The organism is Xanthomarina sp. F2636L (assembly GCF_026410195.1).
Lineage (GTDB): Bacteria > Bacteroidota > Bacteroidia > Flavobacteriales > Flavobacteriaceae > Xanthomarina.
On record NZ_JAPMLM010000058.1, the window covers coordinates 169,002 to 195,475 of the forward strand.

26 protein-coding genes are annotated in these 26,474 nt (G+C 31.3%); 17 read left to right on the forward strand and 9 right to left on the reverse strand.

Annotated features, from left to right (window positions below):
- The first annotated feature begins 6 nt into the window (after window positions 1-6).
- Entirely contained in the window at window positions 7-1,302 is a 1,296-nt protein-coding gene (locus OS191_RS04600) for a tetratricopeptide repeat protein (protein WP_267154540.1), read from the forward strand.
- 220 nt (window positions 1,303-1,522) lie between these two features.
- Here the strand turns inward: OS191_RS04600 and OS191_RS04605 are convergent, their stop codons facing one another.
- The 5 genes from OS191_RS04605 to OS191_RS04625 all read right to left on the reverse strand — a co-directional run bounded on the left by OS191_RS04605 (window position 1,523) and on the right by OS191_RS04625 (window position 5,982).
- Window positions 1,523-2,203 (reverse strand): hypothetical protein, encoded by a 681-nt coding sequence (locus tag OS191_RS04605; protein ID WP_267154541.1) that lies wholly within the window; start codon window positions 2,201-2,203, stop codon window positions 1,523-1,525.
- A 176-nt stretch (window positions 2,204-2,379) separates the two neighbouring features.
- Window positions 2,380-2,961 carry a DUF1287 domain-containing protein gene (locus tag OS191_RS04610; RefSeq protein WP_267154542.1) on the reverse strand — a complete coding sequence of 194 codons (582 nt, stop codon included), beginning with the start codon at window positions 2,959-2,961 and terminating at the stop codon, window positions 2,380-2,382.
- Window positions 2,962-3,389: 428 nt separating this feature from the next.
- Window positions 3,390-3,728: a hypothetical protein gene (locus tag OS191_RS04615; RefSeq protein ID WP_267154543.1), complete on the reverse strand. Its 339-nt coding sequence runs from the start codon at window positions 3,726-3,728 to the stop codon at window positions 3,390-3,392.
- 915 nt (window positions 3,729-4,643) lie between these two features.
- Complete coding sequence (locus tag OS191_RS04620) at window positions 4,644-5,450, reverse strand: anti-sigma factor (protein ID WP_267154544.1); 807 nt, start codon at window positions 5,448-5,450, stop codon at window positions 4,644-4,646.
- Window position 5,451: 1 nt separating this feature from the next.
- The gene (locus OS191_RS04625; protein WP_267154545.1) at window positions 5,452-5,982 is read right to left on the reverse strand and encodes an RNA polymerase sigma factor; all 531 of its coding nucleotides are present in this window, start codon (window positions 5,980-5,982) and stop codon (window positions 5,452-5,454) included.
- 269 nt (window positions 5,983-6,251) lie between these two features.
- Between OS191_RS04625 and OS191_RS04630 the strand changes: the two genes are divergently transcribed.
- Window positions 6,252-8,480 carry a TonB-dependent receptor gene (locus tag OS191_RS04630; RefSeq protein ID WP_267154546.1) on the forward strand — a complete coding sequence of 743 codons (2,229 nt, stop codon included), beginning with the start codon at window positions 6,252-6,254 and terminating at the stop codon, window positions 8,478-8,480.
- Between the two features lie 70 nt (window positions 8,481-8,550).
- Here OS191_RS04630 and OS191_RS04635 read toward each other — a convergent pair whose 3' ends face one another.
- Together OS191_RS04635 and OS191_RS04640 are read right to left on the reverse strand one after the other, a co-directional pair.
- On the reverse strand, window positions 8,551-9,147 hold the full coding sequence (locus OS191_RS04635) for a superoxide dismutase family protein (protein WP_267154547.1): 597 nt from the start codon (window positions 9,145-9,147) through the stop codon (window positions 8,551-8,553).
- Window positions 9,148-9,316: 169 nt separating this feature from the next.
- Window positions 9,317-9,949: a YceI family protein gene (locus tag OS191_RS04640; protein ID WP_267154548.1), complete on the reverse strand. Its 633-nt coding sequence runs from the start codon at window positions 9,947-9,949 to the stop codon at window positions 9,317-9,319.
- A gap of 134 nt (window positions 9,950-10,083) precedes the next feature.
- Here OS191_RS04640 and hemN point away from each other — a divergent pair, with 134 nt between their 5' ends.
- The 15 genes from hemN to OS191_RS04715 all read left to right on the forward strand — a co-directional run bounded on the left by hemN (window position 10,084) and on the right by OS191_RS04715 (window position 25,024).
- Complete coding sequence (gene hemN / locus OS191_RS04645; protein ID WP_267154549.1) at window positions 10,084-11,448, forward strand: oxygen-independent coproporphyrinogen III oxidase; 1,365 nt, start codon at window positions 10,084-10,086, stop codon at window positions 11,446-11,448.
- Window positions 11,449-11,465: 17 nt separating this feature from the next.
- A complete protein-coding gene (locus tag OS191_RS04650) occupies window positions 11,466-12,299 on the forward strand; it encodes a universal stress protein (RefSeq protein WP_267154550.1) in 834 nt (277 codons plus the stop codon).
- 247 nt (window positions 12,300-12,546) lie between these two features.
- Window positions 12,547-13,059: a c-type cytochrome gene (locus OS191_RS04655; protein WP_267154551.1), complete on the forward strand. Its 513-nt coding sequence runs from the start codon at window positions 12,547-12,549 to the stop codon at window positions 13,057-13,059.
- 11 nt (window positions 13,060-13,070) lie between these two features.
- Window positions 13,071-13,646 carry a fasciclin domain-containing protein gene (locus tag OS191_RS04660; RefSeq protein WP_267154552.1) on the forward strand — a complete coding sequence of 192 codons (576 nt, stop codon included), beginning with the start codon at window positions 13,071-13,073 and terminating at the stop codon, window positions 13,644-13,646.
- Window positions 13,647-13,674: 28 nt separating this feature from the next.
- On the forward strand, window positions 13,675-15,633 hold the full coding sequence (gene nosZ, locus OS191_RS04665) for a Sec-dependent nitrous-oxide reductase (protein WP_267154676.1): 1,959 nt from the start codon (window positions 13,675-13,677) through the stop codon (window positions 15,631-15,633).
- A 125-nt stretch (window positions 15,634-15,758) separates the two neighbouring features.
- Window positions 15,759-16,379 carry a hypothetical protein gene (locus OS191_RS04670; protein WP_267154553.1) on the forward strand — a complete coding sequence of 207 codons (621 nt, stop codon included), beginning with the start codon at window positions 15,759-15,761 and terminating at the stop codon, window positions 16,377-16,379.
- A 34-nt stretch (window positions 16,380-16,413) separates the two neighbouring features.
- A complete protein-coding gene (locus OS191_RS04675) occupies window positions 16,414-16,839 on the forward strand; it encodes a nitrous oxide reductase accessory protein NosL (RefSeq protein WP_267154554.1) in 426 nt (141 codons plus the stop codon).
- Between the two features lie 45 nt (window positions 16,840-16,884).
- Window positions 16,885-18,132 carry a nitrous oxide reductase family maturation protein NosD gene (locus OS191_RS04680; protein WP_267154555.1) on the forward strand — a complete coding sequence of 416 codons (1,248 nt, stop codon included), beginning with the start codon at window positions 16,885-16,887 and terminating at the stop codon, window positions 18,130-18,132.
- Entirely contained in the window at window positions 18,126-18,833 is a 708-nt protein-coding gene (locus OS191_RS04685; protein ID WP_267154556.1) for an ABC transporter ATP-binding protein, read from the forward strand. Before OS191_RS04680 ends, OS191_RS04685 begins: the two co-directional genes overlap by 7 nt.
- The gene (locus tag OS191_RS04690; protein WP_267154557.1) at window positions 18,826-19,608 is read left to right on the forward strand and encodes an ABC transporter permease; all 783 of its coding nucleotides are present in this window, start codon (window positions 18,826-18,828) and stop codon (window positions 19,606-19,608) included. The genes OS191_RS04685 and OS191_RS04690 overlap by 8 nt, the downstream gene beginning before the upstream one ends.
- 112 nt (window positions 19,609-19,720) lie before the next feature.
- Window positions 19,721-20,557 (forward strand): universal stress protein, encoded by an 837-nt coding sequence (locus tag OS191_RS04695; protein ID WP_267154558.1) that lies wholly within the window; start codon window positions 19,721-19,723, stop codon window positions 20,555-20,557.
- Window positions 20,558-20,684: 127 nt separating this feature from the next.
- Entirely contained in the window at window positions 20,685-21,080 is a 396-nt protein-coding gene (locus tag OS191_RS04700) for a hypothetical protein (RefSeq protein WP_267154559.1), read from the forward strand.
- Between the two features lie 104 nt (window positions 21,081-21,184).
- Complete coding sequence (locus OS191_RS04705) at window positions 21,185-22,039, forward strand: hypothetical protein (protein ID WP_267154560.1); 855 nt, start codon at window positions 21,185-21,187, stop codon at window positions 22,037-22,039.
- Between the two features lie 78 nt (window positions 22,040-22,117).
- Complete coding sequence (locus OS191_RS04710) at window positions 22,118-24,121, forward strand: TonB-dependent receptor plug domain-containing protein (RefSeq protein ID WP_267154561.1); 2,004 nt, start codon at window positions 22,118-22,120, stop codon at window positions 24,119-24,121.
- A gap of 291 nt (window positions 24,122-24,412) precedes the next feature.
- Window positions 24,413-25,024, forward strand: coding sequence for a hypothetical protein (locus OS191_RS04715; protein WP_267154562.1), 612 nt, complete (start codon window positions 24,413-24,415; stop codon window positions 25,022-25,024).
- A gap of 123 nt (window positions 25,025-25,147) precedes the next feature.
- On the opposite strand, the gene OS191_RS04720 is transcribed toward OS191_RS04715, so the two are convergent.
- A complete protein-coding gene (locus tag OS191_RS04720) occupies window positions 25,148-25,849 on the reverse strand; it encodes a sulfite exporter TauE/SafE family protein (RefSeq protein ID WP_267154563.1) in 702 nt (233 codons plus the stop codon).
- Window positions 25,850-25,898: 49 nt separating this feature from the next.
- Window positions 25,899-26,345 carry a FixH family protein gene (locus tag OS191_RS04725; RefSeq protein WP_267154564.1) on the reverse strand — a complete coding sequence of 149 codons (447 nt, stop codon included), beginning with the start codon at window positions 26,343-26,345 and terminating at the stop codon, window positions 25,899-25,901.
- Window positions 26,346-26,474 lie beyond the last annotated feature (129 nt).

Genomic DNA, 26,474 nt, shown 5'->3' on the forward strand with positions numbered 1-26,474 from the left:
AACAAGATGAATACATATAAGAAATTCCTGCCAATGGTTTTAATACTTCTGTTTTTAACAAGTTGTCATACAAACCAAAACAACATTACAGATGTAGAAGATTATAATTTATATCTGCAAACAAAAGAAAATAACACGAAGCAAAAAGCCACTGAGGAACTTAATTTTTGGGAAGAAAAGCTAGAAAAAGAACCGAGTCAGTATCCTTATTTGGCTAAAATTGCTTCGGCTCAATCTCAAATGTTTCATGTAACAGGAGATATTGATCATTTAATTTATGCTGAAGAAAGCTTGATTAAAGCAAATAAACTTACCAATTATAAGCAATCCGGATACTTACGCGCTTTATCAAGAAATTATATTTCGCAACATAAGTTTAAAGAAGCCTTAGAGCTTTTAAAGAAAGCAGAATCTCATGGAGATAATCTAAAAGGAACTCAAAAAATGTTATTTGATGTCTATTTAGAATTAGGAGAATACGAATTGGCTAAAACATACCTCTATAAGATTAAAGATGTTGGAGATTTCGATTATTTAATCCGTTTATCAAAATGGAGCGATCATCAAGGAAATTTACAGGCAGCCATAAAATATATGGAACAAGCAATGGTAATTTCTGAAGCTTCTAATATAGCAAGTTTTAAGCAATGGACTTATACCAATATGGCCGATTTTTATGGACACGATGGACAAATTGAAAAATCTTACAGCTATTATTTAAAAGCTTTGGCTTTAAACCCAGACGATGCGTATGCTAAAAAAGGGATTGCATGGATTGTTTATTCTTCAGAAAAAAATCCAGACGAAGCACTTCGTATTTTAAATAGTATTTCAGAAAACCATCAAGCTCCTGATTATTATTTATTTAAAGCCGAAATTGCTGAATATCAAAACAATTTAGATGTCAAAGATGAAAATTTAAGTAAGTATTTTAAAGCAGTTGCAAATACAAAGTATGGTCAGATGTACAATGCATACAATGCTATTTTATATGCTGAAGACTTGCATAAGATAGATGAAGCTTTTCAAATAGCACATATAGAAATTAAAAACAGACCAACGCCACAATCTTACGATTTATTGGCCTGGACCTATTACAACAAAGGAAATTATACAAATGCTTTATCTGTTGCAGAAGAGCACGTTGTAGGTAAAACCTTTGAGCCTGAAGCCTTATTTCACTTAGCAAAAATTTATAAAGCCAATGGAAAAATTGCTGTAGCAGAAGAATTAAAAAAAGAATTATTAGAAAGTACTTTCGAGCTTGGCCCAGTTATGGAAAGAGAGATTCATAAAATATAATATTAAAATTTACAATAGTGGTAACCAATGAAAAACATGTTTTTTAATAATAAAAAATAGAATTGAGGGATTTGGTAGTGTTTTTTGTTGGTTTTTTTGAAAACGTCAAGTTTATTTATGCTTGGCGTTTTTGTTGTAGTATAGAAACTAACAGGTGTATATAGAATTAATTAGATTAAAAATACGGATGTTTGTTAACGATGTTATAGTTTGATTTTATTTAAGATATCCAAGTTCCAATCACTTTTTCAATGATCCATTTTCCGTTGTCATCTTTACTTATAAAAATGCGATAGCCATTTCCAATTAGAATAGCCGTTGTAAATCCAGCATTCAAAACCCCGTAAGATTTACTCTTATCAAACAAAATTCTGCTAAATCCTATTTTTGCTCCTATGTTAAAGTCGTATTTAGTTCTCCAGAATTCATGCCCATTTGGGAATTCAGATTTATATTTAAATACGAATTTTTTGTCGTTAGCCTTTAACTGACGTAAATCTATTTTGAAACCTTTATTTAATTCAATGTTTTTAGAGTCTAAAATAATATTTTGATTTTTAAAATATTTGACTAATTCATACATGTCTTCTCTGTTGAAACTTTTTATAGAATCAGAAATAACTAAATAGATTGAAGTTGGATCTTGGATTAGAGAATCTTTTTTTATTTCATAGTTTTTTATAGCTTGTGTATATATATTAGTCTTTTTATAAGCTTCAAGAGCTTTATCTATACTTTCATATTTATCAAAAAATTCTGGTGAAGGCGGTGGAGGAGGAAACAGTCTATTGTCCCAATATATAGAATCTAAAATAGCAGGAAATATTTCGTAAAAAACAATTTGTTCAAACTCAGTTTCTGAAATATTTTTTTCTTGCTTACAATTCCAAAACAATGACATTAAAACGAATATTGAAAAAATATAATTGCTGATTTTTTCATTTTGTTTGAAAATGTTTATTTGTATAATTTCTTTAGGTATTCAACAGATACTTCTTAAATAAAAACTCCAGCCAAGAAACCTACCAGTATGATTTGTCAAGCTGGTTAATTACACAATGTGTTTTTTTTACCTATTCAAATTTTATAACTATAATGCCCAATTATTTTAAAGTCAAAAAGACAATCTTCCAAAACTTGTCCACTTCCAATATTATGAACAATTAAATTACGTTTTCCATCTTTTGATTTTTTATTAACTACAATTCCAATGTGAGTTAATGCGCCACCTAAACTCCAACAGACTATATCTCCAGGTAAATAATCTTTTGGATTGTCTGAAATTGATTTTTCGATACCTTTTCGTTTGAAATATGTCATTAAATTTGGAACTCTTCTATGATCTATGTTTTTATCAGTTGTTTTTAGTCCCCAAATTTTTGGATAAACACTAAAGTTAGCTTTCATGTCTTCATGGACATTTTTTTGTAAGTCAATCCCAATTTTTCGATAAGCACGGATTACAACATCTGTGCAAACTCCTTTGTCTTTTGGAACATCCCCGTTTGGATAAGCAATTGAGAAATAGCTTGGGTCATAAGTCACTTCTTGTGCTGTCAATTCTAAGGCGCTATCAGATAATTCAATTTTTTCAATTTCTGTTTGTGTAAAACAAAGATTAAAACAAAAAAATACTATTATTAAAAGCGCTTTTCTCACGTGGTAACTTGTTTCTTTATTTTGTAATGATGTTTGTTAGCGGTTTTGTATATGAAAAGTGCGTGCTTGTGTCAGAGGATTTTCGGAACGAGAATCAGATGAAAGCAAGTACGCACTTTCCTTTGGTTTAGCACTAAATTACACATTTTTTATATACAATGTTGTAACACGTTTTTTTTAATCAAAAATCAGTTTAATTATCGGAACAATCATAAAAACAAAACCTATTGCGCCTATAATTCTATTATTAAATTCATGTCCCATTTCGTCATAGTAATCCGAATCTTTTGGTCCATAAAGATATTCTTTGAAAGTGAATTTCTTTTTTCGGAACAATGTTCTCCAAATATTACCGTAACACCACCTTATCACTGCTCCAATGAAATTAAAAAATACTCTACCGAAATAAAATCCCAAAACTTAAATTTTTAGTATATAAACATTTTGACAATTATAAAAATCCAAATTCCGATTGCTGGAAATGACAATTCAATTAATATTAGTTTTTTATTTAAGTCAGTCCAAGTTTTCCAATGTTTTATTGCCAGTCCAATCACAACAAATCCAAGTCCGATTACAATTAACATAGAAGGAAGAAAAAACGTAAAATTATACCCAAAATTATGTGGTGCGTAACCTTTTTTTATTCCGAATAATGGTTCTCTAAATTCATTTATCACTAAAGCAAGAATTAAAATCCCTAAACTGGCAAACGCCATTCGAGTTGTCCATTTAATTTTCTTTATGTGTCTTTGTGTTAATTCCAATTATGTAGCCTTATTTTAGGACGGGTCAAAATGTGTTACAACGGTTTTGTATATGACTCTTAGCGTGCAAATTAGAAAATTATTTTCGGTTGAGCACAAGCCAGATTTTTAAATTTTATTATTTATCTTTTTTATTGGAAATCGTCAAATTTAAAAATTTGGCGACTTTCCAAATATGCCTTAACTTCGATTAAGCAACTAACAGGCTATGAGCTATATACTTTGTTGTGCAATGTTTTTTTACACATTTAGTTCATCCGTTAATTGAGAGTTTATTCCAGTTTTTAATTCAATTTCCCATAACAAATTAGTGATTATTTTTCATCATTTATTCTGAATGTACAAATTTGGTTTTCTTATGAACGAGGCAAATATTGTCGCCATAACAATTAGAATCGCAACTTCGTATGGCTTTCCTTTATACATATGAATAAACACAATGAATGTCATATAACAAGCTAAAAGAATAGTTCCGAAAAGTATAGTTTTATTGTAAAGAAATAGTGCTGTAGAAATTAATAGAAATATTCCAGTTGCTATCATTATTGTGCTATTCGCAACAATTTTGTCGGTTTGGTTTGAATTAAAAATTTTATCTAATGCGTTTGGAATAAAAAAAAGAGTGATTATCAGTGAAGGTAACCACTTTAGTATTTTCGAGAGGTTTTTTTCGGTTTTCATATTTTCATTTAGTTTAGATTATTTTTCAAATCTATTAGTTATGTTTTGCTCTCAAACACTAAATTAGTAAGCGTTCAGTTTGGCATATCGAACGTTGATGTTTGAAGCGTAAACGTTTTCTTCAAATGTTACACAACGTATTATACTAACACCAATATACTCATTATCCATTAAATGATTCTGGATAATGAGTTATTAATAATATAAGTGTTTAGAGAAATTATTTAAAAAACCTTAAGATGTTTCCACAGCACCAAGCGTATAAAGTTGCTCAAGAGTAGGAGAGTCACTTCCTCCAGCAGGTTCTAGAGTAATTCCAAAAGCTTCAGAAGCATTGGCGTTTTCTATAGTAAAGAGTTTGTTGTCGTCTGTACTAAAAGTATCTATGGTTCCAAGACTGGTTGGTGTTAAAGGATTCAATGTTAAAGACCAAACCTGATACACTTTTCCTTTTGGTGGTTCTGGTAAACCTTGTACATCTAAAACTACGGTATTGGTTTTTTTATCCCAATACACTTTGGCATAAGAGTCTGGAGATACGGTTTGTCCAGCAAGTGGCACAGCAATTATATCTTTATCTCTTAAAAAGCTAATAAGTTGTTTGGACTCAATTAAGTCGTTACTATATTTCTCTAATGAAACTTCTAATAACTCCTTGTCGGTTTCAACAGTTTGTATCTGCTCTTTAAGTATATTGTTTTGGTTTATAAGCCACAACAAGCCTAACCCAATAACAAACAATGCTGCCCAACCAACATAACTAAACCAATTTGGTCTAGGTTTATGTAAAGGTCTAACTGGTGTTTCCTTATCTATTTGTATTCCTAGCTTTTCTTTTACAGCTCTAAAAAGATGCTTGGTATTTGTTGGAGATACAGCAGCCGTTAAAGTAACTATGGTAGATTCTATTTTTAGTACTTCGTCAAGTAATTCGGGATGCTTTAATAAAAGTGCATAGATTTCCTCATTTTCTTTATCAGAAAGTGCGCCTGCAACATACAGTTCTAAAATTCCAGATTCTATGTATTCTTTAATATTCATATTATACGTCGAGCATTAATCTTAACTCGTTTATACAATTTCTATTTCTTGTTTTTATGGTTCCAATAGGCATCTCTAAAGTTTCAGAAGCTTCTTTTTGAGTATAACCTTTAAAATATAAAAGTTCTATAACTTCCACACACTTTTTAGCCAGCTTGCCAACAAATGCTTTAATGCCAATGGCATCAGTTTTGTCGTCCAAACTATCATGGTTCTGTATGATATCTACGAAATAATCTGCGTTGAGGTTTTTGTTAGAATTTTTAAAGCTCTTAGAGCGTATTTTATCGATAGCTGCATTTCTAGAAATGTTTATTAACCATGTAAAAAACCTACCTTTTTTCGGAGAATAGCTATCTGCACTATGCCATGCTTTAATAAAGACTTCCTGCATGACATCTTGAGCTACATCATGATCTCTTACAATATTATAAATAACGCCAAGCATGCTTTCGCTATACATTTGGTATAAAGTTTCGAAAGCTTTTTCGTCTTTTTTTTGAAATCTAGAAACTAGTTGTTCTAACTGCATACATTAAATTAATAGATTTCTAAAGTAGTCATTTAAATTTTAAAGGATGGTAAGTCTGTCTTTTTTTTAATAAAAATAAAACCGACTTCTACTTTTTTTCGTAGGTAATTTTGAGAACCATTTAGTATCAACAATCTATAACATCTATATAGCATGAACTTTAGAAAACAAATTGCTAGTATGTTAAAGAATAGTTAAGAATTATAAGGTCTCAATTATGTCGTATTATTTTTACAAGTTAAATTTTTACCAACTAAAACTTATCAATCATGAAGCAAGTCTCTACCATTTTATTTCTCTTAATTTTTTGTAACCTAACTGCTCAAAACGTCAAAGGTGTTGTTACAGACCAGAATCAACAACCTCTTGAAGATGTTTATGTTTATAATACAAACTCTTCCACTCATGCGCATACCATTGCAGATGGGTCGTTTGTTATAGAAAATAATCATGTTGGAGATTCCTTAACCATAGGTTTATTGGGTTATAAGAAAATGTTTGTTGTTTTAGATGAAAGTCATTTTAATAACGGCATTTCTATGACTTTAAAAAGTAAAACTATTTTATTAGACGAATTAGTAATTACAGAACAAATAGATGCTTTAAACAGTATTTCTAAAATAGATTTAGAAACCAATCCAGTAAACTCTTCGCAAGAAATATTACGTAAAGTTCCAGGTTTAGTTATTGGGCAACATGCAGGAGGAGGAAAGGCCGAACAAATTTTCCTTCGTGGTTTTGATATAGATCATGGAACAGATATTAGTCTTTCAGTAGATGGAATGCCAGTAAATATGGTGTCTCATGCACATGGACAAGGGTATAGCGATTTGCACTTTGTTATTCCAGAAACCATAAATAATATCAACTTCGGAAAAGGACCTTATTACGCTAATAAAGGAGACTTTAATACAGCTGGATATGTAGATTTTAAAACCAAAGAGGACATTGGTGCTAGTGAAATAAACTTTAGTTACGGACAATTTAATTCGTTAAGAACACTTGGAATGTTCGATTTATTAGGAAACACACCAAATCAAAATGCTTATGTAGCATTAGAATACATTCAATTTGATGGACCTTACGATTCTCCTCAAAATTTTAATCGTATCAACTTATTTGGAAAATACACCACTTATTTAAAAGGAAATAATAGACTATCAGTTTCACTTTCGCATTTTAAAAGTCGGTGGGATGCTTCAGGGCAAATTCCTCAAAGAGCCATCGATAGTGGTATGATTGATCGTTGGGGATCCATTGATGATACCGAAGGAGGAAATACCTCTAGAACCAATGTAAACATTGAGTATAATTCGCAATTAGCTGAAGATTTACAGTTTAAATCTAATGTGTTTTATTCTCAGTATAATTTTGAATTGTATTCAAACTTTACCTTCTTTTTAGAAGATCCTATTAATGGAGACCAATTAAAACAAAAAGAAGCTAGAGATATTTTCGGTTTTAATTCTGAATTTACTCGAGATTCTCAATTAGGGTCTGCTGATGCTACATATACAGGAGGTTTTGGAATGCGTTACGACTTTGTAAACGATGTAGAATTATCTCATACTGTAAATAGAAACCAAACCTTAAATTATTTAGCATTAGGAGACATAAACCAAACAAATATGTTTGCTTACGTTAATGCAGAAATAAATTTTGGTAAATTTATTGTTGCTCCAGCCTTGCGCTTAGATTATTTTAAATTTATGTACAATGATGCTTTAATTCCAGAATATGAAACCTTATCTGAAACAAAAACAATAGTAAATCCTAAGCTAAACTTCTTTTTTAATCAGAATGAAAACCTGCAATGGTTCTTAAAAACAGGAATCGGTTTCCATTCTAACGATACTCGAGTAGTTGTACAGCAACAAGGCGAAGATATTTTACCAAGAGCTTATGGAGCAGATTTTGGAGCTATTTGGAAACCTTTTTCAAAGGTGGTTTTTAACTCGGCATTATGGTATTTATTTTTGGAACAAGAGTTTGTATATGTTGGAGATGGAGGCATTGTAGAGCCTAGTGGAAAATCTAGACGCTATGGTTTAGATTTAGGACTTAGATATCAAATAAAAGACTGGTTGTATTTTGATACAGATGCTACTTTAACTCATGCTAGAAGTGTGGACGAACCTTCAGGCGAGGATTATATTCCTTTGGCACCAGATTTTACGCTTACTGGTGGATTATCGGTTAATAATTTAAATGGATTCTCTGGAGGAATTCGTTATCGGTATATAGACGATAGACCTGCAAACGAAGATAATTCCATAGTTGCAGATGGATATTTTGTAACAGATTTTAATCTAAGTTATGAGTTTACAAATAATTTGGTTTTAGGTATTTCAATAGAAAATTTGTTCGATACAGAATGGAACGAAACACAATTTGCTACCGAATCTAGATTACAAAATGAATTAGAGCCTGTAGAAGAAATTCATTTTACACCAGGAACACCTTTTTTCTTTAAAGCGAATATTAGTTATAGGTTTTAAAATGATTAGGATTAGATGAAATTAAAAAAGCTGCCAATTGGCAGCTTTTTTAATAAATTTCATTTGAATCTTATTCTAAGTTAAGAACGCCACCACAACTTACACGTCCACCAGCATCACCTGTTGGTTGTGAAACAAAATCATCAACACCTTGATGTACAATCACAGCTTTGCCAATAATGTCTTTAGTTGCATCTCCACATCCTATACACCATTGGTCTGTGCTGAAAGAAATAGTGCCATTTCCGTTTTCATCAGCTTCAAAATTCCCAATGTCTCCTTTATGGTATCCTTTAGCATCCCCCCATTTTCCATGAGGTTGATTTGTTGGATTCCAATGTCCGCCAGTAGATGTTCCATCTGGAGAAGAACAGTCAGATTTTTCATGTAAATGAATGGCATGCGTGCCTGGAGTTAACCCATCAAAAACGGCAACCATAGTTACTTTTCCTTCGGTTTCAGTAAAAATTGCATTTCCATTAACATTGCTATCACTTTTGGGTTCAAGCTTAATCTTTATTTTTTTTATTTCTTCCTCCACGGTTTCAACTGTTTTTTCTTCCATGGTTGGAACATCTGTTTCAGTACTTTTTTCTTTGTTTTTACATCCAGTTACTAATGGTATACTTAGTAATAGTGCAAATACTATTAAATGTATTTTTTTCATTTTATTTTGTTTTAATGTTTCTCATGAAAATAATAAAAAAATGCATCAATTACTAATGTTTTATACTAAAATCAAAAAAAACTCCGATTGAATTTTATGATTTCAGGATACTGAATGTCATGATGTTATTAAAGAGTCAAGTTCTTATAAACATTATGTTTAGAAAAGATTATTTATTCTTTAAAGATGTGCTAATCTCTATATTAACATCTTCCCAAGTTTTGCTAATTCCATCAGCTCCTTTGTGTAAATCAAAACAAGCTTTATTTAAAGTTTCTAAAGCCTCTAAAGCATTCCAGTCCTTTAAATTCATAGTAGCATTCATAACAATGAGTTCTTCTTCTGTAACATCTACCTTAAGAGGTAAATCATGCGTAACGCCATTCATTGTTAAGCTGGCCACATAAGCGTTATTAACATAAGAAATTGTTCCTTTTAAAAAATCCGTGTCTAACATAGCTCCAAAAAAAGACATTTTTATTTTGTCATCTCGTGTATTAGTTGCGTCATTAGTAAACAAACTACTTACTGGAATAGAAAAACTTAAATTATTTAAGACTTCTTGTACTGTCGAACCTGATTTTTCTTCGAAATTTAAAGTTTTAAACTCTCCACCAACACCTAGTTTATCTGTGGTTTTATAAGCTGTCCATTTTACAGAAGTAGTTTCAGGTTTTACTATAAATTGATTCTCTTTTATTACTTCAGTTTCTACTTCAGTTTGAGGTTCCTTTTTTTCATTTTTGCATCCAATAGCAAAAGTTAAACTAAGCAATAGTGTAAATAATATCGTTTTTTTCATGTTTTTATTTAGTTAAATAATTACACAAAATTACATATTTAAAAGGGTATTTAAAACCTTTGGACGACTAATATGACAAAAGTCATGTTTTAAAATAGTGTATAAATATACTTTTGTGCCTGAATTGTTTAGGTATGAAAAACTCATTAATTAATAAATATAATGTTGCTGGACCTCGGTACACGAGCTATCCAACAGTTCCTTATTGGGATATAAATACATTTTCATCTAAAAAATGGAAAGCATCATTAATAAAATCTTTCAATGAGAGTAATGAAAAGGAAGGCTTGAGCTTGTATCTGCATTTACCTTTTTGTGAAAGTTTATGCACCTTTTGTGGGTGTAATAAACGTATTACTAAAAGACACGAAGTAGAATCTCCTTATATAACGGCTGTTTTAAAAGAGTGGGATTTGTATTGTAATTTATTTGATACAAAACCAAACATTAAAGAAATACATCTAGGAGGAGGAACACCAACGTTTTTTTCTACAGCAAACTTAAAACGATTAATAGATGGACTTTTAAAGAAAGCTACACTTGCAGAGGGTTATGAATTTAGTTTTGAAGGACATCCAAATAACACCACCAAAGATCATTTACAAACGCTTTACGACTTAGGTTTTAGACGTGTAAGTTTTGGTGTTCAGGATTATAACATGGAAGTTCAGATAGCTATTCATAGAATTCAGCCTTTCGAAAATGTTAAACGTGTTACAGAAGAAGCTAGAGAAATTGGCTATACTTCTGTAAGTCATGATATTATTTTTGGATTACCTTTTCAAACTATAAAACATGTTGAAGAGACCATAAAAAAGACTAAAGAGCTTATGCCAGATCGTTTGGCGTTTTATAGCTATGCACATGTACCATGGATAAAAGGAAATGGACAACGTGGTTTTAAAGATGAAGATCTACCAAGTCCAGAAACAAAAAGAAGACAGTACGAGCTTGGTAAAGAATTGTTAGCCGAAGCCGGATTTGTAGAAATAGGCATGGACCATTTTGCTTTAAAATCCGATTCGTTATACAAATCTATAGATCAACAAAAATTACATAGGAATTTTATGGGTTATTCAGCTTCTAAAACTCAAGCTATGATAGGGTTAGGAGTGTCTTCTATTAGTGATAGTTGGTATGGTTTTGCTCAAAATGTAAAAGGATTAGAAGAATACTACCATTTAATAGACGAAAATATTATTCCAATATATAGAGGACATATTTTAAACGATATCGACCTAAAAATAAGAAAACATATATTAAATCTAATGTGTCAATTTAACACCTCGTGGGACTCAGAAGAAACATATTTTAATGAACTTCCAGAAGTACTTGAAAAGCTTGGTGAAATGGAGATGGATGACTTATTAAAAATAAACGAAACTAGTATTCAGGTAACAGAAAAAGGAAAACCATTTGTAAGAAACATTTGTATGGCATTCGATTTATTATTGCAAGAAAAAATGCCAGATACACAATTGTTTTCTATGACCATATAAAAACACAACCAATCAAAATGAAAAAAATAATTGTACCAGTTGATTTTTCTGAACACTCAGAATATGCTTTAGAAGTAGCTTCAATTTTGGCTAAAAAGAACAATGCTGAAATTCTGGCATTACATATGTTAGAAATTTCTAATGCTGTTTTAACAAAAGCAGACAACAATAAGCAAATGGAATCCATTTTCTTTTTGAGACTAGCCGAACAGAAATTTGAAGACTTTTTAAATAAAGACTTTTTAAAAGATATTAAAGTCACTCCTATTGTAAAGCATTTTAAAGTGTTTAGCGAAGTAAACGAAGTAGCTAAAGAAAACAACGCAGATATAATTATTATGGGGTCTCAAGGCGCAAGTGGCCTTAAAGAAGTCTTAGTTGGGTCAAATACAGAAAAGGTAGTAAGATATTCTGAAATTCCTGTGTTGGTAATAAAACACAATCCCATATTAATGGATTTTGAAAATATGGTTTTTGCTTGCGATTTTACCGAAGAAGCCATAGATCAATACAAAAACGCCAAAGAAATGGCCAAAAAATTAGATTCTAAAATACATTTGGTTTATGTTAATTTACCAGGCTCTAAGTTTAAGAGTTCGGCAGAAATAGAAAAACAAGTCGCTACCTTTTTAAGAAAGGCCGATGGAGGGATTGAAAAAATGAATGAAGTTAATTACGTAAACGATTATACTATAGAGAAAGGAATTTTAAATTTTTCTAATGTTATTGGGGCAGATGTAATTGCAGTTGCTACTCATGGAAGAAAAGGAATTGCACATTTTTTTGAAGGAAGTATTTCAGAAGATATAGCAAATCATTCCACGTTACCTGTTATGACTTTTAAGATATAATAGAATTTATTTTTATTAAAATTTTCAGCGCTTTAAAAGAGTCGAGCTTATGGTTCGATTCTTTTTTTTTATTAGTTAGTTTTTATTATATTGAATATCAAATTATTAAATATTAAGTGTTTTTGTGAGGTTAAGATAAGTTAAAAAAATCTTAATTTAAAAGATGTTTTTATCCTAAATATGATTAATGTCATATTTTAATGTAAACATAGCACTTAAATTTGTACAACTAAATTAAATATATATCATGAAGTTAACACTAAAAATTATTACCGTTTTATTTATTTCACTACTAGTAAGTTGTGGTGGGAAAGAAGAGAAAAAAGAAGAAACAAATTCTTTTCAAAAAAAGGCGCCAACCGAACAAAAAGCAGCTCCTAAAGCAGAGAAAGCTGAGAAAGTAGTTAAAGCATCTGAAAAAATTGATTTAACTAATAAAGGAATTGGTCCAATTAAATCTTTAGAATTGCCTACAGACATTGACCAATCTATGGTTGCTAAAGGAGAAGACATTTATAAAAAAATGTGTACTGCTTGCCATAGAGTTGACAAAAAATTTATAGGTCCAGCTCCGTCAGGTATTCTTGAGCGTAGAACACCGGAATGGGTAATGAACATGATTTTAAACCCAGAAGAAATGACTCAGTCAGATCCTTTAGCTAAAGAACTATTAATTGAATTTAATGGTTCGCCAATGGCAAACCAAAATTTAACTGAAGAAGAAGCTAGAGCTGTTTTAGAGTACTTTAGAACTTTATAATAACCACAACTATGAAACCAATTAAAAAACTAATGCTTTCAGCCTTTTGCTTATCACTTTTTTTAGGCTGCAAGAATGAAAACGCTGAAGGTGCTTCAGTTGAAGCTGATAAACCAGCAGCTACAGAAACAACAGAACGAACTGGTCAAGCCTTTATTGAAGATGATGGATCAACTCCAAATGTATTACAAATAGCAATAGGCTCTCCAGACCACACAACGCTAGTTGCTGCAGTACAAGCGGCACAATTAGAAAATGCATTAGTTAACGCAGGACCATTAATGGTTTTTGCACCAACTAACGAAGCTTTTGCTGCATTACCAGAAGGTACTGTTGAAGACTTGTTGAAACCAGAAAACAAAGATGCTTTAGCTAATATTTTGAAGTATCATGTAACTCCTGGAAACTATTCTAAAGATTTTTTAAAGAAATTTAAAAAATTAGGGCAGGCTAATAACGGGTATGTACAGGTTGAAGTTGTAGATGGAGAACCAATAGTTGGAGGCGCTAAAATTTTGGCAAGTATTCCAGCTGGAAATGGTATTGTACATGTTATTGACAAAGTATTATTACCACCAACTGAATAATTAGAAAACACTTAAAACTAAATAAATGATGAAAAACAAATTTAAATTATCAATAGGATTGATGGTTGCGGCGCTTGCCTTTACAGGTTGTAATAATTCTTCGCAAACATCAAATAAGGGTGCATTAGGTTCTAGTGCAGCTGAAAAAGTATTTGTAGCACCTGGAGAGCATGATTCACATTACGCTTTCCTTTCAGGAGGATATAGTGGTAACCTTACTGTATATGGATTGCCTTCTGGACGTATGTTTAAAGAGATTCCAGTTTTCTCTCAATTTCCAACAAATGGTTATGGTTATTCAGAAGAAACAAAACCGATGCTAGAAACATCTTTCGGGTTTGTGCCGTGGGATGATTCACATCACCCAGATATCTCACAAACAAATGGTGAATTAGATGGTCGTTGGGTTTTTATCAACGGAAATAACACGCCACGTATTGCTAGAATTAGCTTAACATCTTTTGAAACAGAAGAGATTATTGAGGTTCCAAATAGTGCAGGTAACCACAGTTCATCTTTTATTACAGAAAACACTGAGTATGTAGTGGCAGGAACACGTTTTTCGGTTCCAGTACCACAACGTGATATGTCAATAAAAGACTATAAAGGAAACTTTAAAGGTGCTTTAACTTTTATTTCTGTAGATCCAGAACATGGTCACATGGACATCAAATTCCAAGTGCTTATGCCAGGTTTTAACTACGATTTATCACACCCTGGGCGTGGAAAATCTCATGGCTGGTTCTTCTTTACAACGTATAACACAGAAGAAGCAAACAGTTTGTTAGAGGTAAATGCTTCTCAAAATGATAAAGATTTTATTGCAGCTATTAACTGGAAAAAAATTGAAGAGTATGTAAATAATGGTGGAGGCACAATGATGCCTGCAAATTATGCACATAACTTACATGATGAAGCGACTCATACTGCTACATCAACTATGAAAAAAGAAGTGCGCGTCGTAAATCCATCAGAAGTTCCTGGTGCAGTTTATTTATTACCAACGCCAAAATCACCTCATGGTTGTGACGTAGATCCTTCTGGAGAGTATATTGTTGGTAATGGAAAATTATCAGCTAACTTAACCGTGCATTCATTTACTAAAATGCTAGATGCTATTGAAAACAAAAAATTTGATGGTGATGCTTATGGTATTCCAATTTTAAATTTTGAAGATGTTTTAGCAGGTTCAGTACAACAGCCAGGATTAGGACCATTACACACAGAGTTTGATGGACAAGGAAATGCGTATACTACGTTCTTTATCTCTTCAGAAGTTGTAAAATGGAAATTAGGTACTTGGGAAGTTTTAGATAGAAAACCAACTTACTATTCTGTAGGTCACTTAACAATTCCTGGTGGAAACTCTAGAAAACCGTTTGGAAAATATATGTTCGCGATGAACAAAATTACGAAAGACCGTTACTTACCAACAGGTCCAGAAATGGAACACTCCGCGCAACTATATGATATTTCTGGTGATAAAATGGAAATATTATTAGATTTCCCTACGCATGGTGAGCCACATTATGCAGCAGCTATTCCAGCAGAAATTATTAAGAGTAAATCTAAAAAAATCTATAGATTAGATGAAAATGAGCACCCACGTAAAGCAATAAGCGAAGCTGATACAAAGGTTGTTCGTGATGGAAAAAATGTACATATCTATATGAACATGATTCGTAGTCACTTTACACCTGATAATATTGAAGGTGTTAAAGTAGGTGACAAGGTATTTTTCCATATTACCAATTTAGAACAGGATTTTGATGTACCTCATGGATTTGCTATGATTGGTGCTAGAAACGCAGAGTTATTAGTTTCTCCGGGTCAAACAAGAACCTTAACATGGGAACCACAACAAGTTGGTGTATGGCCTTTCTATTGTACAGATTTCTGTTCAGCGTTACACCAAGAAATGCAAGGTTATGTTCGTGTTTCACCAGCTGATTCTGATATAGAATTGTCTTGGTCATTAGGCGAATAAAGTTAAAGAATAGGAAAATTTTGTTTTAGTGTTTATTTTCCTAATAAGGCGAGAGTAGATGTTTCTCTCTCGCCTTTCTTTTTAAATCACTATTAACTAAATGGTTAATTTTAAAAATTTAAATTATGAAAAAGGCAGGTATTATCATGATTATAGGATCCTTACTTTTATTAGGACTCTTTAAATTTCCACTTTGGAACATCGTGTTGGGAGCGCCTCAATATCCGGATCCATTAGGGATGAACATTTTTATTAATGGTATTCAAGGTGTGGAAGAGTTCGACCTTCAAAATATAGATGGTTTAAACCACTATATAGGTATGAAAACAATTCCGAAGCCTGAAGAAATGTGGGAGTTTTCAGTATTCCCAAAAGTTATAATAGGTATGGTAATTCTTGGTGTTGTCATAGGATTTCTTGGTTTTTTAGAAAAAGTAAGCTATAAATTCTTCTTGGGCTGGTTTCTATTAATGTCTATATTAGGCGTGTTAGGAATGTATGATTTCAATAATTGGTTAATTGATTATGGAAGTAATTTAGACCCTAATGCTATTATTAAAGTAACGAATCCTGATGGAACACCAATGAGTTATAAACCGCCATTAATCGGTTATCAAAAATTACTTAATTTTGATGTGGACTCATGGCCTCATATTGGTGGTTACCTAATGTTTGTAGGTATGGCATTAACACTTGTTGCTTTCTGGTTAGGAAGAAAAATAACTTTAAAGCAAACTACACAATAAACAATTTGCAAAAAAACTAAAATACTAAACACTAATGAAACATTTAATTTTAATACTACTTCTTGGAGTTACTATCACGTCGTGTACAGTAAAACCAGAACCAATAAATTACGGTCAAGATGCTTGTCATTTCTGTAAAATGACAATTGTAGATAAAGTGCATGCAGCCGAGGTGGTCACTCATAAAGGTAAAGTTTACAAGTTTGACGCAGCAGAGTGCATGGTAAATTTTATGGATGATTTTGATACAGCAGAAATTAAGCTATATTTAACCAACCACTTTAATGACCCTGAAACATTAATTGACGCAACAAAAGCAACATTTTTAATTAGTAAAAATGTTCCAAGCCCAATGGGTGCTTTTTTAACGGCTTTTAAAACAAAACAAGAAGCCGAAGTGGTTCTAGAAGAACAAGGTGGAGAAATCTACACATGGGATGCTTTGTTAATGCACTTGTAAGGATAAACTTCTATTATTATATTTAAACACTAAAATCAATTTGTGATGCCATTAAAAAAGCACCATATATTTACTGCTATACTTATTTTTGTATTAGGACATACACTCGTTGCCCAAACTATAACCGTTTGTAAAACCTGTGATATTAAAACCTTGCAAGGTGGTATTGATGCTGCTCAAGCAAATGATACCGTATATATTGAGAAAGGCACCTATAAAGAAATTGACGTCCTCGTTAATAAACCTTTGACTATTATCGGGAAAGACTATCCAGTTATTGATGGTGAAATGAAAGGTGAAATTATCACTATAGTTGCAAATAACGTAACAGTTGATGGTTTGTTTATCAAGAATGTAGGAACAAGTTATACGGCAGATTATGCAGCTATTCGCTTGAAACGTGTTGAGAATTTTGTAATAAAAAACCTAGTTTTAGAAAAGTTGTTTTTCGGTATTTATGTCGAAAAGTCTAAAAACGGAAAAGTATTTCATAACAAAATTATTGGTGATGCTGAAGAAGAGTATAACTCCGGAAATGGTATTCAGCTTTGGTATAGCCATAATATTCAAATTGAACACAATTTTATACAGCGTGTTCGTGATGGCATTTATCTAGAATTTTCCGATGATTGTATTATTAAAAACAACGTCAGTTCTCACAACGTTCGCTATGGCTTGCATTTTATGTTCTCAAATGATGATGTTTATCAGGATAATCTGTTCGAAAAAAATGGAGCAGGAGTAGCCGTTATGTTTTCTAAAAAAATAAAAATGTATAATAATATTTTTAGAGAAAACTGGGGGACAGCCTCTTATGGTTTATTGCTTAAGGAAATAAACGATGCCGAAATCATGTACAATACTTTCGAACAAAATACCATTGGTATTAATACAGAAGGTTCCAACCGGATCCGCTATGAAAACAACAATTTTATAAGTAATGGTTGGGCTGTGAAAGTGCTTGGAGCTTGCTATTCAAACACGTTTAAAGGAAATAATTTTTTATATAATTCTTTTGATATGGCTTATAACAGTAAAGTACATGATAACGAATTTGATGGTAACTATTGGAGCAATTATACAGGATATGATTTGGATAAAGATGGTATAGGTGATGTACCTTATAGACCTGTAAAACTCTTTTCATATATTGTAAATAGAACACCAGAAACTATTATTTTATTGCGAAGTTTATTTATAGATATAATTGATTTCTCTGAAAAAGTATCACCTGTATTTACACCAGATAATTTACTGGATAATAACCCTAAAATTAAAAGAATCACATGGTAAGTGTTGAAAATCTACATAAGAAGTTTGGCAAAAACGAAGTATTAACCGGTCTGGATTTAGAAATCAGTGAAGGTGGTATTTTTGCCGTATTAGGACCAAATGGTTCTGGTAAAACCACGCTTATAAAATCTATTTTAGGAATGGTTATTCCTGACAAGGGAACCATTTCTATTCATGGGAAATCCATTAAAAAAGATTCCAATTATAGAAAGCAAATTGATTATCTACCACAAATAGCCAATTTTCCTAGTAACCTAAAGGTAAAAGAACTCATAAAAATGATTAAAGACTTACGAGGTAATTCTACTAACGAAGCAGAATTAATCGAAATGTTTAAATTAGAACCTTTTATTGATAAAAAACTCGGGCAGCTTTCTGGAGGAACCAAACAAAAAGTAAACATTCTACTTACCTTTATGTTTGATAGTCCTTTGGTAATATTAGATGAACCCACAACTGGTTTAGACCCTATTGCGCTAATTCGTTTAAAGAATCTAATTAAGGCTGAAAAAGCTAAAGGCAAAACACTTTTAATCACCTCGCATATTATGAGTTTTGTGGAAGAAATTTCCGATGAAATTGTTTTCCTTTTAGAAGGTAAAATCTATTTTAAAGGTACCATACCTGCGCTTAAAGCACAAACCAGTCAACCCGATTTAGAACACGCAATCGCGAACATATTAACAGAAAATCATGTTTAAAATATTAAAATATAGTTTTTTCGATCTCATGCGTAGCCGTTGGAGTTACGTCTATTTTGCATTCTACTTGTTGTTAGGCATTGTATTATTATTTCTGAATAATGATCTTTCGAAAGCTGTAATAACACTAATGAATGTTATTATTATTTTGGTACCACTTATCGGAACCATTTTTGGTGTGATGTATTATTATAATTCCAAAGAGTTTACAGAACTGCTATTAGCACAACCATTAAAACGATCTTCCATATTTTTAGGCCAATATTTGGGAGTTGCTATTTCGCTTTCTATGAGTTTAATTTTAGGTCTTGGAATTCCATTTGTATTCTATGGTTTGTTTATGTCTAATGCCATTTGGGATTTTAGCCTATTGCTTATTACAGGTGTTTTTCTAACCCTTATTTTTACAGCATTAGCGTTTAACATTGCTTTATCCAATGAAAATAAAATTAAAGGATTCGGTTATGCCATCCTATTGTGGCTATTTCTTGCTGTTATTTATGATGGGTTATTCTTAATGTCATTATTGTTTTTTGAAGATTATCCGCTCGATAAATTGTCATTGATCGGAACGGTATTAAATCCGGTAGATTTATCAAGAACGCTTATCTTGTTAAAATTAGATATTTCAGCATTACTAGGGTATACAGGAGCTATTTTCAAGCAGTTTTTTGGAACAAATTTCGGCCTGATTGTTTCTATAAGTATGCTTTCTGTATGGGTGGTTATGCCTGTTTTGAGAATCATTTTTAAGTCCAAAAAGAAAGATTTTTAGTCGATTTTTCGTACCTTTGGTTTAAGCCTTTTTTATGTATGGAAAAGCGCTAAAGGATACAATAATAAGTATCATAAAAACCAAATATTATAAACACTAAAAACCTATAAAAATGAAAAAAATTATTGTGCCAATAGATTTTTCCGAGCAGTCTGAGTATGCTTTGGAAGCTGCAGTAAAAATGGCTAAAAATAATAGTGACACAGAAATTTTAGCTTTACATATGCTTGAAATGTCTAATGCTGTCCTTAATACATCAGACGCAGATCAACAACAAAAGATGATTTTCTTTTTAAGGCTTGCCGAAAAAAGATTCACTGAATTTCTTGATAAGCCAATTTTTAAAAACGCAACTATTACTCCCATTGTTAAGCATTTTAGGGTGTTTAGCGAGGTAAATGATGTCGCTAAAGAGCATGGAGCCGATTTAGTTATTATGGGGTCTCAAGGCACGAGTGGTCTTTCTGGAATGTTTATAGGTTCTAATACAGAAAAAGTAGTAAGACATTCAGATATTCCTGTTTTGGTTTTAAAAGACAGATTCAGTAAAGATATTTTTAATGATGTTGTATATGCTAGCGATTTTTCTTTAGAATCCATAGATGTATATAAGAGAATATCTAATTTGTTTCAAGAGTTAAACACTAGGCTACATCTACTATATGTTAATTTACCTTCAGATAGATTTAGAAGCAGTAATGAAATGGAACAAACGGTAAGCGATTTTTTTATGCAAGCCGAAGGAAATATGAAAAAATTAGAAGAAGTAAATTTTGTGTCAGATTACAGTGTTGAAAAAGGTGTTTTAAATTTTGCTAACAAACTAGGAGCAGACTTGATAGCAGTTTCTACACATGGTAGAACAGGTATAGCACATTTCTTTGAAGGAAGTATTTCAGAAGATATAGCAAATCATTCAGTGTTACCAGTTATGACATTTAAGAGATAATAATCGATATCAATTATAAAATGAAAGAGCTAAAGACTAGATTTAGCTCTTTTTTTTTATATAATAAATAAAAAATTATCTGACTTTAATCATGTTTTGTAAAGCCTTACTTGCGTAAATTTGTCCTATGATTTCAGCAATAGCTCATAAAATAACAGCGTTTGTACTTGTATTAATATTATTTGCACATAATATTAATACACTTGTTATTGTAGGTGAGTTTCTAGTAAACCAAGATTTCATTGCTAAAACATTATGTATCCAGAAAGACGACCAACAAGGTTGTAATGGAAAATGCCATTTAGCAAAACAACTTTCTGATGGGAACCCAGATTCAAACAGTCAAATTCCTATTCAAGAAAGTAAAAGAATAGCTCTGGATGTGTATTTTGTTTCTAATATTAACTTCATAGATTCACAAATTATAGAATACAAATTACCTCAAGTATTACTATCTCATAAGTCGCCTAAAATCTCAAAAACATATTTAGAGATCGACACACCTCCACCAATTTTTAGTTAATTTTTTTTATAACATAAACTCAATGAGTTTTAGCAGTTTCTGGCCTATTAATAATAAGTTAGGCTAATCTGCTACATGAAATTTTAAACTAAAAAATACTAAAAATGAAATTTAAATATATATTACCTATTCTATTTATAGCCTTATTATCAACTGCTTGTTCATCAGATGATGATAATAATGATACCCCTCCAGTAATTAGTGAGGTGGATGGTCTAACAAAAATTCAAGACATCGTAAACAATAATCACACCATAGAAATGTGGAGTGAATCTGGACAGTTTAATACAGGTTATAACAATGTAAGCATTAGAATTAAAGATAACACCAACGACACATTTTTTGAAGATTTCACAATCAATTGGATGCCAGTAATGCAAATGCCAACCATGCAACATTCTTGTCCATATTCTGTAATTACTAAAGCGTCAGGTAGAGATACAGTGTATCAAGGAAATGTTATTTTCCAAATGACAAATGCTGATGGATCAGGATGGTCTTTAACCTTCAATTATACTATTAATAGTGTAGATTATACGGTAACAGATACCATAGAAGTTATGCAAAACTTCAATCAAAATGTCACTAGTTTTATGGGAAGCGATAATGTAAAATATGTTTTGGCTTTAATAGAACCTCAGGAGCCAAAAATTGCAACTAACTTATTGAAAGTTGGCTTATATAAAATGGAAAGCATGATGTCTTTTCCAGTGGTAGAAGATTATACCATAACGCTTGATCCAAGAATGCCAGGAATGGGAAACCACAGTTCTCCAAACAATACAGATTTAACTTATAGAAGTTTCGATGGTATCTATCAAGGCAATTTATCATTAACTATGACAGGGTACTGGGTTTTAAATTTAAAACTTATGGACGAGATGGATACGGTATTAAAAGGTGAAGCAGTTACAGTAGATAATCCACAAAGTAGTCTTTATTTAGAGCTTGAATTTTAATATAAACAAGCATATTTAGATATTACAGATAGGTTGTAGATTGACAACCTATCTGTAAATCTCCTAACATTAATTTCCATGGTAAAATATATATTATTTAGTCTTGGCTTTCTCTTTAGTGCAATAACTTTTGCTCAAGAATTAGAAGAAGCTACAGTAGAAAAAGACACCACACAATTAGAAGAAGTGATTTTAATTGGCGAACGTAAATTAAGTAATTACAGACAGGAAAAAACACTGTCTAGTATTGATGAGTATTTAGAAAAATCGAACAAAGTATCCATGATTAAACGTGGAAACTACGCTTGGGAACCATCCTTAAACAACATGGATAGCCAAAGATTGGCTGTTACTATAGATGGGATGCAAATTTTTGGAGCCTGCACAGACAAAATGGATCCAATAACCTCTTATGTAGATGTTTCCAACCTTGAAAAAGTGAGTATTGGTTCTGGGCAAGAAGGAACAGAGAATGGTCATTGTGTAGGTGGTGGAATTGATTTACAAATGCCACAATCTAAATTTAATGGTACTGGTTTAAAATCTAGTGTCGACTTAGGTTACGAAACCAATGGAAATTATAAAATTGCAGGTTTGGAATTAGAGTATGCTGGAAACAGGTTTTATATAAATGCCGACGGTATTTTTAGAAAGTCGGATAATTATGATGCAGGTGGAAATAAGGAAGTGTTATATTCTCAATTTCAAAAATATAATGTGTCTATACAAGGAGGATATAAACTTTCAGACAATCATGTATTAGATGCTAATATTATTTACGATAAAGCCACAGATGTTGGTTATCCAGCATTACCAATGGATGTGTCATTAGCTGAAGCTTTAATTACATCTTTAACACATACGTATAAAAACGATTCCACAAGAATTAAATCTTGGGAATCTAAGTTGTATTTTAATACCATTACGCATATCATGGACGATTCTAAACGCCCAGATGTACCAATTAGGATGGATATGCCAGGTTGGAGCGATACTTATGGATTTTATTCTAAAGCTACTTTAAGAGAAAATAAACATAGTCTTTTGGTTAATGTAAACGGATTTTATAATCGTTCCTTAGCAGAAATGACTATGTATCCAAACGATTCAAATCAACCAGCTATGTTTATGTACACATGGCCAGATATTAAAACGTTGTATACAGGAATTTATTTAAAAGATGCTTTTGCTTTGGCTGATGATAAAACCATCTCAGCTTCTACACGTTTTGGATATCATAATAATTCTATTGACAATGAAGTAGGTTTAGAAAGTTTACAAATATTTTACCCAGAATTAAGCGATTCTAAGAGTCGGTTTTTGATGAGTCTATCAGCAGATTACCAAGTTAAAAAAGAGAAATATGATGCCACTTTTGGCGTTGGATATGGAGAAAGAGCACCTTCAGTAAGTGAAGGTTATGGTTTCTTCTTGTTTAATAGTTTCGATAATTACGATTATATAGGAAACCCAAATTTAGAAAATGAAAAAGCATTAGAAGCTAATGTAGCAGCTAATTATTATGTAGATAAATTTAAGATTGGTTTTGAAACATCCTATTTCTATTTAACCGATTATATTATTGGTGAAGTGGATGAGTCTTTAAGTGCAATGACAATTGGAGCTAGCGGTGTTAAGACTTATAATGCCTTATCTCATGCTAGTATTTTTGATTTTTATGTGAATTCTACTTACGACATTTCAGAGGCATTTTCTATCAATGGAACTGTTGGTTATAATTATGGAAGAGGGAGTAATAGTGAAAATCTGCCGTTTATAAAACCATTTTCTTATTTAGCTGAAATCAATTATACCAGAGATATGTTTAATGTAGCCTTGCAGTTAGATGGAAACGGCAATCAAACAAAATATAGTAGTTATTACGGTGAAAATGAAACAGCTTCATTTGCCATATTAAACTTAAACTTAGGAAATATATTTTATATTAAAAATAATAAGATAGTCTTGAAATATGGTCTTGAAAACATTTTAGACACTAATTATTCTACTTATTCCGATTGGAATAATATTCCTAGACAAGGTCGTAATTTTTATATGAATCTGTCTTTTGTAATTAATTAATCTATTATTAGAGTCTAAATTGGAAAGATATCAAATTTTATTATCTAATGAAAAATATCAAATTCTAGAATTTTACGATGAAAGTGAAAAATATGCTTTGTACTATTTAAAGTGGTTTTCGGAATATTTCATGAATCATGTGGGATTAAAAATGACGCTAATCAATAACAAATAATTTTTTTAACCCGACAGTCAGTCTGCCTGCTTTAGATTTTATTTATTAAATTAGTTGTTCTAACTCCTAACAAGCCATATACTTATAAGGAGTGGCTTGTTATTAAAACCAGTAAAATGAGAACACTAAGAAAGTCTTTTGTAAAATATTTTCTGGAATTATTAATTGTTGCTTTTGGAGTATTTTTAGGTATAGAAGTAAGTGAATATAAGTCCGAAAAAAAAATGAAGGAAAATGTTACTGAATCTCTAAATTTAATAACCAAAGAATTACAATCTAACTCCTTAAGGTTGGAAAAATCTATTAATTATCACCAAAATATTAAGGAGGGTTTTGATAGTATTAGAAAAAATATTTCAATAGAAAGTGCTTATTTGCCCTATTTTTCAAATACGGTATTTAGACATAATTCTATTCCAAATTGGAATGGACTTGGAGTTCCTGGTATTGAAGACATCGCATTTGAAAGTGCAAAAATTGGTGGGATTTTTCAAGAATTAGATATTGAAAAAATAAAACTAATATCGAATGCATATAAAAAATTACATGCAAATACTGAATTAGGAAGAAGCTTAACTACTAAATTAATAGGATTAGATTCGGATACTAAAATTTTAGATGTAATCGGAATTTTTGAATTGCTTACAAATGATGTATTAATGACAGAAAAGCATTTAAAAAAAGATATGGATAAAACTATTAACCAACTAATACAGGTCAATAGATAACATATATAATCATTTTTGTAATAGTTTTTCAGATATTTAACTGTGTATCGTAGTCTATTGTATTTTTAAATTTGACTAATCCTACATAATAAAAGCAAGATTAAAAAATACCTGTTTAGGTTATTAATCACAATCTATTTCACCTTCAACCATTTCAACAACAGGAGTAGGAGAGAGGTAAGGTATACCTAATCCTAAACCGCGAATAATAAATAATAAGCCAATAATAACTACAAAAATGGGAACAGCTTTTTGAATACGTTGTTTGATATTGGCATTTAGAAATTTCCCTAGATAAATGGCAGTGGTCATTAAAGGAACTGTTCCTAAACCAAATAAAAACATATACAAACTGCCTTGTAGAGCACTTGTGGATGCCAGAGATGCAAAAACGGCCATATAAACCAAGCCACAAGGTAAAAAACCATTTAAAAAACCAATAGTTAAAAAGGTGTCTGCCGACTTCTTCTTTAAAGCTTGTCCTAGACCAGACTTTACTTTAGAAATGAGCTTATAAATGGGTTTTGAGAAATTATATTTATTAAATATTCTTGTAGGTGTTAGAATAACTACAATCATTAAAACTCCAATAGCGATGGATAATTGTTGTTGAAAACCAAATAGATATAAACTCTTACCAACAAGTCCAAATACAAGTCCTATAATGCTGTAAGCTAATAACCTTCCAAAATGATAGGTTGAAATTTGAGCTATTTTCTTAACCGAATTACTTCTGTCTACAGGCAACATAAAGGCAATGGGACCACACATGCCTACACAGTGGAAACTTCCTAATAATCCTAATACAAGGGCAGACCAAAGCATGATACAATTTTATGTTTTAATTTGAGTTAACGTATAGCTCTTCAGAGGTTTAATACATGATTTCTTTTTTAAACATATAATCAGAATCTTGATATTTCCAATCTACTTTAAGATTCCATCTGCCTTCCAGTAAAACCTTATTCTCTATAAGCATGGTATTATTGGTAATTGAAATAGGTAATTCAAAATCTAATTTTTTATTAGAAGTTCTGTATAAAAATACTGTTCCAGTAATGTCTTGAGTATCTAAGTTATCAGGAAAGGATATTAAAATACCATCTTCTGTTTTTTTGAAACTTATATTCTCAATCAAATTCTGTGAGTTTTTCTCTTTGTTTATCTCATCTTGAAAGCCTAACTCAGCTTTGTAATACTCTTCGATTACTAAATCATGATCGTACGTGCTATCTGTGTTTACTTTTATTATAAAATACATAATAAAGCTAATAAAGCAAATCATAGCAATTACGATACCTGTTCCCCAATTTATTTTCATATCTACTTCCTGCAAAGCAGGAATTTCATTTAGTTAATATATTTCCTGTAAAATCAGGAATCTTTATTTGTTATTTTTTAAAATACTTTCAACTTGTATTTGTCTCCTAAAGGGAGATGTAGCAATGAA

Coding starts and splice junctions, on each gene's coding strand:
- OS191_RS04685 (WP_267154556.1), top strand. CDS start 18,126: ATGGTAAGTGTTGAAAATCTACATAAGAAGTTTGGCAAAAACGAAGTA.
- OS191_RS04675 (WP_267154554.1), top strand. CDS start 16,414: ATGAAACATTTAATTTTAATACTACTTCTTGGAGTTACTATCACGTCG.
- OS191_RS04650 (WP_267154550.1), top strand. CDS start 11,466: ATGAAAAAAATAATTGTACCAGTTGATTTTTCTGAACACTCAGAATAT.
- OS191_RS04660 (WP_267154552.1), top strand. CDS start 13,071: ATGAAACCAATTAAAAAACTAATGCTTTCAGCCTTTTGCTTATCACTT.
- OS191_RS04670 (WP_267154553.1), top strand. CDS start 15,759: ATGAAAAAGGCAGGTATTATCATGATTATAGGATCCTTACTTTTATTA.
- OS191_RS04655 (WP_267154551.1), top strand. CDS start 12,547: ATGAAGTTAACACTAAAAATTATTACCGTTTTATTTATTTCACTACTA.
- OS191_RS04725 (WP_267154564.1), bottom strand. CDS start 26,345: ATGAAAATAAATTGGGGAACAGGTATCGTAATTGCTATGATTTGCTTT.
- OS191_RS04700 (WP_267154559.1), top strand. CDS start 20,685: ATGATTTCAGCAATAGCTCATAAAATAACAGCGTTTGTACTTGTATTA.
- nosZ (WP_267154676.1), top strand. CDS start 13,675: ATGAAAAACAAATTTAAATTATCAATAGGATTGATGGTTGCGGCGCTT.
- OS191_RS04640 (WP_267154548.1), bottom strand. CDS start 9,949: ATGAAAAAAACGATATTATTTACACTATTGCTTAGTTTAACTTTTGCT.
- OS191_RS04625 (WP_267154545.1), bottom strand. CDS start 5,982: ATGCAGTTAGAACAACTAGTTTCTAGATTTCAAAAAAAAGACGAAAAA.
- OS191_RS04710 (WP_267154561.1), top strand. CDS start 22,118: ATGGTAAAATATATATTATTTAGTCTTGGCTTTCTCTTTAGTGCAATA.
- OS191_RS04605 (WP_267154541.1), bottom strand. CDS start 2,203: ATGTCATTGTTTTGGAATTGTAAGCAAGAAAAAAATATTTCAGAAACT.
- OS191_RS04695 (WP_267154558.1), top strand. CDS start 19,721: ATGAAAAAAATTATTGTGCCAATAGATTTTTCCGAGCAGTCTGAGTAT.
- OS191_RS04630 (WP_267154546.1), top strand. CDS start 6,252: ATGAAGCAAGTCTCTACCATTTTATTTCTCTTAATTTTTTGTAACCTA.
- OS191_RS04620 (WP_267154544.1), bottom strand. CDS start 5,450: ATGAATATTAAAGAATACATAGAATCTGGAATTTTAGAACTGTATGTT.
- OS191_RS04635 (WP_267154547.1), bottom strand. CDS start 9,147: ATGAAAAAAATACATTTAATAGTATTTGCACTATTACTAAGTATACCA.
- OS191_RS04715 (WP_267154562.1), top strand. CDS start 24,413: ATGAGAACACTAAGAAAGTCTTTTGTAAAATATTTTCTGGAATTATTA.
- OS191_RS04705 (WP_267154560.1), top strand. CDS start 21,185: ATGAAATTTAAATATATATTACCTATTCTATTTATAGCCTTATTATCA.
- OS191_RS04690 (WP_267154557.1), top strand. CDS start 18,826: ATGTTTAAAATATTAAAATATAGTTTTTTCGATCTCATGCGTAGCCGT.
- OS191_RS04600 (WP_267154540.1), top strand. CDS start 7: ATGAATACATATAAGAAATTCCTGCCAATGGTTTTAATACTTCTGTTT.
- OS191_RS04720 (WP_267154563.1), bottom strand. CDS start 25,849: ATGCTTTGGTCTGCCCTTGTATTAGGATTATTAGGAAGTTTCCACTGT.
- hemN (WP_267154549.1), top strand. CDS start 10,084: ATGAAAAACTCATTAATTAATAAATATAATGTTGCTGGACCTCGGTAC.
- OS191_RS04680 (WP_267154555.1), top strand. CDS start 16,885: ATGCCATTAAAAAAGCACCATATATTTACTGCTATACTTATTTTTGTA.